The sequence below is a fragment of the Nocardia sp. CC201C genome, from assembly GCF_030010695.1.
GTDB lineage: Bacteria > Actinomycetota > Actinomycetes > Mycobacteriales > Mycobacteriaceae > Nocardia > Nocardia otitidiscaviarum.
This window is the reverse complement of the sequence record NZ_JASCXP010000445.1, coordinates 1-6,018: the sequence shown is the minus strand read 5'-3', so window position 1 is coordinate 6,018 and position 6,018 is coordinate 1. Positions and strand designations below refer to the sequence as shown.

The 6,018-nt window shown below is 68.6% G+C and carries 5 protein-coding genes; 3 read left to right on the top strand and 2 right to left on the bottom strand.

Annotated features, from left to right (window positions below; all coding sequences use genetic code 11):
- Window positions 1–107 precede the first annotated feature (107 nt).
- Window positions 108–362: a DUF2277 domain-containing protein gene (locus QK444_RS31180; protein ID WP_029925185.1), complete on the bottom strand. Its 255-nt coding sequence runs from the start codon at window positions 360–362 to the stop codon at window positions 108–110.
- 191 nt (window positions 363–553) lie between these two features.
- Between QK444_RS31180 and QK444_RS31175 the strand changes: the two genes are divergently transcribed.
- Window positions 554–1,378, top strand: coding sequence for a DUF1266 domain-containing protein (locus tag QK444_RS31175; protein ID WP_282785663.1), 825 nt, complete (start codon window positions 554–556; stop codon window positions 1,376–1,378).
- Between the two features lie 152 nt (window positions 1,379–1,530).
- Here the strand turns inward: QK444_RS31175 and QK444_RS31170 are convergent, their stop codons facing one another.
- Entirely contained in the window at window positions 1,531–2,460 is a 930-nt protein-coding gene (locus QK444_RS31170) for a hypothetical protein (protein WP_029925189.1), read from the bottom strand.
- Window positions 2,461–2,781: 321 nt separating this feature from the next.
- Here QK444_RS31170 and ftsH point away from each other — a divergent pair, with 321 nt between their 5' ends.
- Together ftsH and folE are read left to right on the top strand one after the other, a co-directional pair.
- Entirely contained in the window at window positions 2,782–5,166 is a 2,385-nt protein-coding gene (gene ftsH / locus QK444_RS31165; protein ID WP_282785662.1) for an ATP-dependent zinc metalloprotease FtsH, read from the top strand.
- A 121-nt stretch (window positions 5,167–5,287) separates the two neighbouring features.
- Window positions 5,288–5,908, top strand: coding sequence for a GTP cyclohydrolase I FolE (gene folE / locus QK444_RS31160; RefSeq protein ID WP_029925192.1), 621 nt, complete (start codon window positions 5,288–5,290; stop codon window positions 5,906–5,908).
- Window positions 5,909–6,018 lie beyond the last annotated feature (110 nt).

The following is a 6,018-nucleotide window of genomic DNA, read 5'->3' as shown; positions in this document are numbered from 1 at the left end:
GGCGGGTGGCGGTCGCCGGTCGCCTCGTGCGGTCGGCTGGTCGGCGGATGGCGGTCGACGGTCGGCGGTCGACGGTCGGCGAGTGTGGTCGAGCGGCGTGGTGCTGACTACTCGCCGCTGGCGGCCTCGCGCACCGGTTGCGGTTCGGTCTCCGGAATCGCGCCGCGGGCGGGCAATTCCGCCAGCAATTGCGTGGTGGCGGCGGCGATGGCCGCCACCGCCTTGTCCACCGCCGGTTTCGTGGTAGTGGTCAAACCCGACACTCCGCCCACCTTGCGCACGTATTCCTGTGCGGCGGCGAAGATTTCCTGCTCAGTGGCCGGGGGCTCCAGGCCGCGCAGCAGGGTGATATTCCTACTCATGGCCCAGAGGGTAGCGTCCGATTTCGTTGTGTGACAGGGCATGAATCAGACATTTGCTCGGCGGACACACGCCGTGAACATCGTGGGCGCGGCGTCGCGATCCGGCGCGCACGCTGGGGATTCGAGGTGAACCTTCGCACGCCCTGTGGCGAATAGCGGACGTCTCGAGATCCATGCGGAACAATCGGGGTATGCCCGCCCGCGACGTGCCCACGCTGACGACCTTCCCCTACCCGGAACTCGACCAGCGCGAGGACGACCACTGGTCCGGTGCGCAGGTCAACGACGACGAACTGCGTGCCCTGGCTCTCGGTGGTTTCTACTCGGCGCGCTGGGACGCCTTCCACGACGCGCTACTGCTCGGACCCGAACGCGAACATCCCCTCGGCGACCGCCGCGAACTCGCCATCGACACCCTGACCGGAGCCTGGGGCATCACCGACGGCACCGAGGCCATGGCCTCCATGGAACAGTTGCTCGACGGAATGCACGGCCCGCTGTACGCCCTGGTACACCCCCTGGTCGTGGCGGCCGTCAACTCCCCCGAACGCGACCGCTTCGGCGAACGCGCCGACCGCCACCGCGCCTTCCTCCGTCAGGTCGGCGCCTTCCGCGGCATGGAGAACACCGAGGCGCTGGTCCGCGACTACGACATCTGGTCCCAGGCCATCAAACTCGGCCTGACCGACCATCTGGTGCGCCCGCTGCCCACCGACATCCAGGCGTGGGACCTGGCCCGGGTGGTCGCGGTGGCCCGCATGGCCTACACCGCCGGCTACCTCGACGCCGACGTGGCCTGGGACTACCTGCTGCGGGCCCTCCCACTGGCCCAGCGCAAATACCGCAACTGGCGGCAGTTCGGCGACGCCTACCTCACCGGCTGGACCTACTGGCAGGCCTGCGAGGACCTGGCCGAACTGAAATCCGGTGGCGTCGACCGCCGCATGGAACTGCTGCGCCTGTGGAACCGCCCCAGCAGTCCTTGGCGTCGCATCACCCTGCAACCGGAGGACTGAACCCTGCGTCATCGGTGTGACGGGCGGTCACCGTCCGCGTTGCGGGTCGCCCTCCTCGACCGACCGTGCCCGCCGCGCGTCAGCGTGGCGGGCACGAGAAACTCGGCGCTATCGGTGTCCTTCGGTCCGCCGTGTCCTTCGGTCCGGCGTCCTCAGTCCGGCAGCGAACGCAGGATGCCGCGTCCGTACCGCTGGAACTGGGCGTCGTCCACCATGCCCAGGGAATGCCGCTCGACCAGCAGCTCCCATTCGGCGTACAGCTTCGCCACCCCCGGATCGGCGGGTCCGGCCGCACCGTCGGCCGATTCGCGCTGAATGGCGAAATTGAGCCCGCCGGTGATCCGTTCGGTATCCGCCCGGTCATTGCCGGTGAAGTGCAGTGTCACATTGCCGTCGTGGATATCGACGCCGTATTCACCGGGCGCGGCGCCCGTGGTCTCCGAATCGTCGGTGGTGCGCGCCCACAGCAGTGCCGCGATGGGCATCTCGTGTGCGTACCGGCGTCCGGAGCCGGTGGAGATGAAGATCATCCGATCGGTGGTGACCGCGAGCAGTCCGGCTCCCCGGCCCGCGGGCGGCTGGGCCGTCACCACCGCCGTCTCCAGTACGTACTCGCCGGGCGTGACGTAGCGGTTCAGCGCCGCGACGGCGGTCTTGGCCTCCCGCTTGGGAGCCATCCGCCGGGCCGCGCGGTCCACGTCGGCGCGCGCCGGTCCGCCGCGTCCCCAGGCCGGAGTGGGCGGTGTCAGGTCGGGGGCGGCGACCTCGAGGCGCTGGGTGGCCAGGATCTGGTTGTTGATCCGCTCGACGATCACGGTGGCCGCGGGCACATCGTGTTCGGCGATGAGGACGGGTAGGGGAGTGCGGTCGGCGGGGACGCCCGTCAGTACGGGGGTGGGGTACCTGAGATAGATTTCGATGACGACGGCGTCGTCGGCGCGCCGGTTCAACCTGACCTTGAGAAGGTCGCCTACCGGCACATCGAGGACGCGCTCGCCGTCTGTTCCTGGTCTCAGCACCGTCAACCGCCCGTTGCCGTGACGGACGATCGCTGTGGGTGTCCGTAGCTCGACGATGTCCATACCCCCTACGCTCGTGTTGTGTTGTCGGTCACGATAGGGCGAACATGCCATGATTGTGGCCACTTGGGCCGACGCTCACCATGCTCGCCCGAAGGGTTTTGCGGCAGATGGTTGGGGAACCACCCGCGTTCTCCGGCCGTTTACCTGTTGAACTGCACAAGCTGCCGAACCTCGCGATGTAACGATGTAGACCGTACGCGGTAACGTGGCATGTCCGCATCCGTTCCGTATGGAAACGGGCGCGCTCGTGACGCAAGCTCTACAGCATCGCAGGCAAAAACCGGAATCACCGGAAAGGACTGGCCCGCCGGCCGACGCTCTATGAACCGCAAGACTGTGTTCCGCAACCTGGCCATAGTCGCGGGCTTCCTGCTCGTGATCTACCTGGTCAGCTACTTCAGCAACGACACGCGCGGCTGGAAGAACGTCGACACGTCGGTGGCGCTTTCCCAGCTCCAGGACAAGGACAACATCGATCAGGTCCAGATCGACGACAAAGAACAGCAGCTGCGCATCACGCTGAAGAACGGCAATGATGCCACCGACGGCCAGACCAAGATCATTGCCAAGTATCCGGGCGGCAGTGAGGTGTCCGCGCAGATCCTGCAGGACGTGCAGGAGACCGGTGCGAAGTACAACACCTCCGTCAAACAGGACTCCTGGCTGAGCCAGATCCTGCTGTTCATGCTGCCCATGATCCTGCTGCTGGGCCTGTTCATCTTCGTGATGGCCCGCATGCAGGGCGGGGGCCGCGGCGGCATGATGGGCTTCGGCAAGTCCAAGGCCAAACAGCTGTCCAAGGACATGCCCAAGACCACCTTCGCCGATGTCGCGGGCGCCGACGAGGCCGTCGAGGAGCTCTACGAGATCAAGGACTTCCTGCAGAGCCCGGCTCGCTACCAGGCCCTCGGCGCGAAGATCCCCAAGGGCGTACTGCTCTACGGCCCGCCCGGCACCGGCAAGACCCTGCTGGCGCGCGCCGTCGCGGGCGAGGCCGGGGTGCCGTTCTTCACCATCTCCGGCTCCGACTTCGTCGAGATGTTCGTCGGCGTCGGCGCCTCCCGGGTGCGCGACCTGTTCGACCAGGCCAAGCAGAACAGCCCCTGCATCATCTTCGTCGACGAGATCGACGCGGTCGGCCGCCAGCGCGGCGCTGGCCTGGGCGGCGGCCACGACGAGCGCGAGCAGACGCTGAACCAGCTGCTGGTCGAGATGGACGGCTTCGGCGAGCGCACCGGCGTCATCATCATCGCGGCCACCAACCGCCCCGACATCCTCGATCCGGCGCTGCTGCGTCCGGGCCGCTTCGACCGCCAGATCCCGGTCAGCAACCCGGACCTCGCGGGCCGCCGCTCGATTCTGCGGGTGCATTCGCAGGGTAAGCCGATCGCGCCCGACGCCGATCTGGACGGGCTGGCCAAGCGCACCGTCGGCATGTCCGGCGCGGATCTGGCCAATGTCATCAACGAGGCCGCGCTGCTCACCGCGCGTGAGCACGGCAACCTGATCACCAGTGCCGCGCTGGAGGAATCCGTGGACCGCGTGATCGGCGGCCCACGGCGCAAGTCCCGCATCATCAGCGAGCACGAGAAGAAGATCACCGCCTACCACGAGGCCGGGCACACCCTGGCGGCATGGGCGATGCCCGATATCGAACCCGTCTACAAGGTCACCATCCTGGCCCGCGGCCGCACCGGCGGCCACGCCATGACCGTGCCCGAGGACGACAAGGGTCTGATGACCCGTTCGGAGATGATCGCCCGCCTGGTCATGGCCATGGGCGGCCGGGCCGCCGAGGAACTGGTGTTCCACGAGCCCACCACCGGTGCGTCCTCGGATATCGACCAGGCCACCAAGATCGCGCGGGCCATGGTCACCGAATACGGCATGAGCGCCCGGCTGGGCGCGGTGCGCTACGGGCAGGAGCAGGGCGATCCGTTCCTGGGCCGGTCCATGGGTACCGGTTCGGACTACTCGCACGAGGTCGCCCGCGAGATCGACGAGGAGGTGCGCAACCTCATCGAGGCCGCGCACACCGAGGCGTGGTCGGTGCTCAACGAGTACCGCGACGAGCTGGACTCCCTGGCCAGCGCCCTGCTCGAGCGCGAGACCCTGCACCGCAAGGATCTCGAGGCGGTGCTGGAAACGGTCGACAAGCGCCCGCGCATCACCGCTTTCAACGATTTCGGCGAACGGGTGCCCTCGGATCGTCCGCCGGTGAAAACCCCGCGCGAACTAGCCGCCGAGCGCGGCGAGCCGTGGCCCGAGGAAACACCGGACCTGTCGAAGCAGCCCGCACCGGTACCGGGCAATGGCTATCCGCAGCCCGCCGGCTACCCGGCCGGACAGCCCCAGGGCTACCCGCAGCCCGCCCCCGCGGGCTACCCGGCCCCGCCCGCCCCCGCCTACGGCGGTCGCCAGACCGGAACGCACGGTTCGCGGCCCGATTACGGCGCCCCGGCCGGATGGTCCGCTCCCGGCTGGCCGCCGCAGGAGGATCCGCAGCAGGGACAGCCGTCCGCGCCGCCCAACGTCGGCGGCTGGGCGCCCGCGGGCGGTCGGCAGCCGGAGTACGGCTACCAGCGGCCCCCGCAGCAGCCGGAGTACGGGCAGCAGGGCTATCAGCCCGGTCAGGCCGCCCCGCAGCCCGGCGGGAACAGCGAGGACGACGACAACGGTTGGGACGGACCGAACGGTCGTCGCTGACGGCCGCTTGGATACTCTCGATGGGTTCGCGGTCCCGGGCTCGGTTCATCCGGCCCGGGACACCGAGACCGCGAACCGGCCGTGCCGGTCAGGCGCGGACCTTGAACACAGGAGGTGCCGATTGTCGGCCAACAACCGCGTCGTCTCCGGCCCGATCGCGCTCGACACCGGTCGGCCGTTCGACCAGGAGCGCGCCGAAGCCGCCGTACGCGAGTTGCTGATCGCGGTCGGCGAGGACCCGAACCGTCCGGGGCTCATCGATACCCCCGGACGCGTCGCCCGTGCGTACCGGGAAATGTTCGCCGGTCTCTACACCGAGCCGGACGCGGTGCTGAACACCACCTTCGACGAAGGCCACCAGGAACTCGTGCTGGTCCGCGACATCCCCATGTACTCGACCTGTGAACACCACCTGGTGTCCTTCCACGGCGTCGCCCACGTCGGCTACATTCCGGGCCCGCACGGGCGCGTGACGGGCCTGTCCAAGCTCGCCCGCCTGGTCGACCTCTACGCCAAGCGCCCGCAGGTGCAGGAGCGCCTCACCAGCCAGATCGTCGACGCCGTCATGCGCAAGCTGGACCCGCGCGGCGCGATCGTGGTGGTGGAGGCCGAACACCTGTGCATGGCCATGCGGGGCATCCGCAAGCCGGGAGCCAGCACCACCACCTCCGCGGTGCGCGGCCTGTTGCAGAGCAGCCCCTCCTCCCGCGCGGAGGCCCTCGATCTGATCCTCCGGAAGTGAGCTGTGTCTAATTTGCCCTCCGCTTCGCTCCGGGCGGGTGCTGTGTTCGATTTGCCCTCCGCTTCGCTGCGGGCGGGTTCGCGGCGCTGGAGGTCTCGGTTCTTCCCTCC

What these genes read in the sequence shown, in the direction of transcription:
- QK444_RS31180 (WP_029925185.1), bottom strand. Translation starts at nt 362, where the DNA reads ATGAGTAGGAATATCACCCTGCTGCGCGGCCTGGAGCCCCCGGCCACT.
- QK444_RS31175 (WP_282785663.1), top strand. Translation starts at nt 554, where the DNA reads ATGCCCGCCCGCGACGTGCCCACGCTGACGACCTTCCCCTACCCGGAA.
- QK444_RS31170 (WP_029925189.1), bottom strand. Translation starts at nt 2,460, where the DNA reads ATGGACATCGTCGAGCTACGGACACCCACAGCGATCGTCCGTCACGGC.
- ftsH (WP_282785662.1), top strand. Translation starts at nt 2,782, where the DNA reads ATGAACCGCAAGACTGTGTTCCGCAACCTGGCCATAGTCGCGGGCTTC.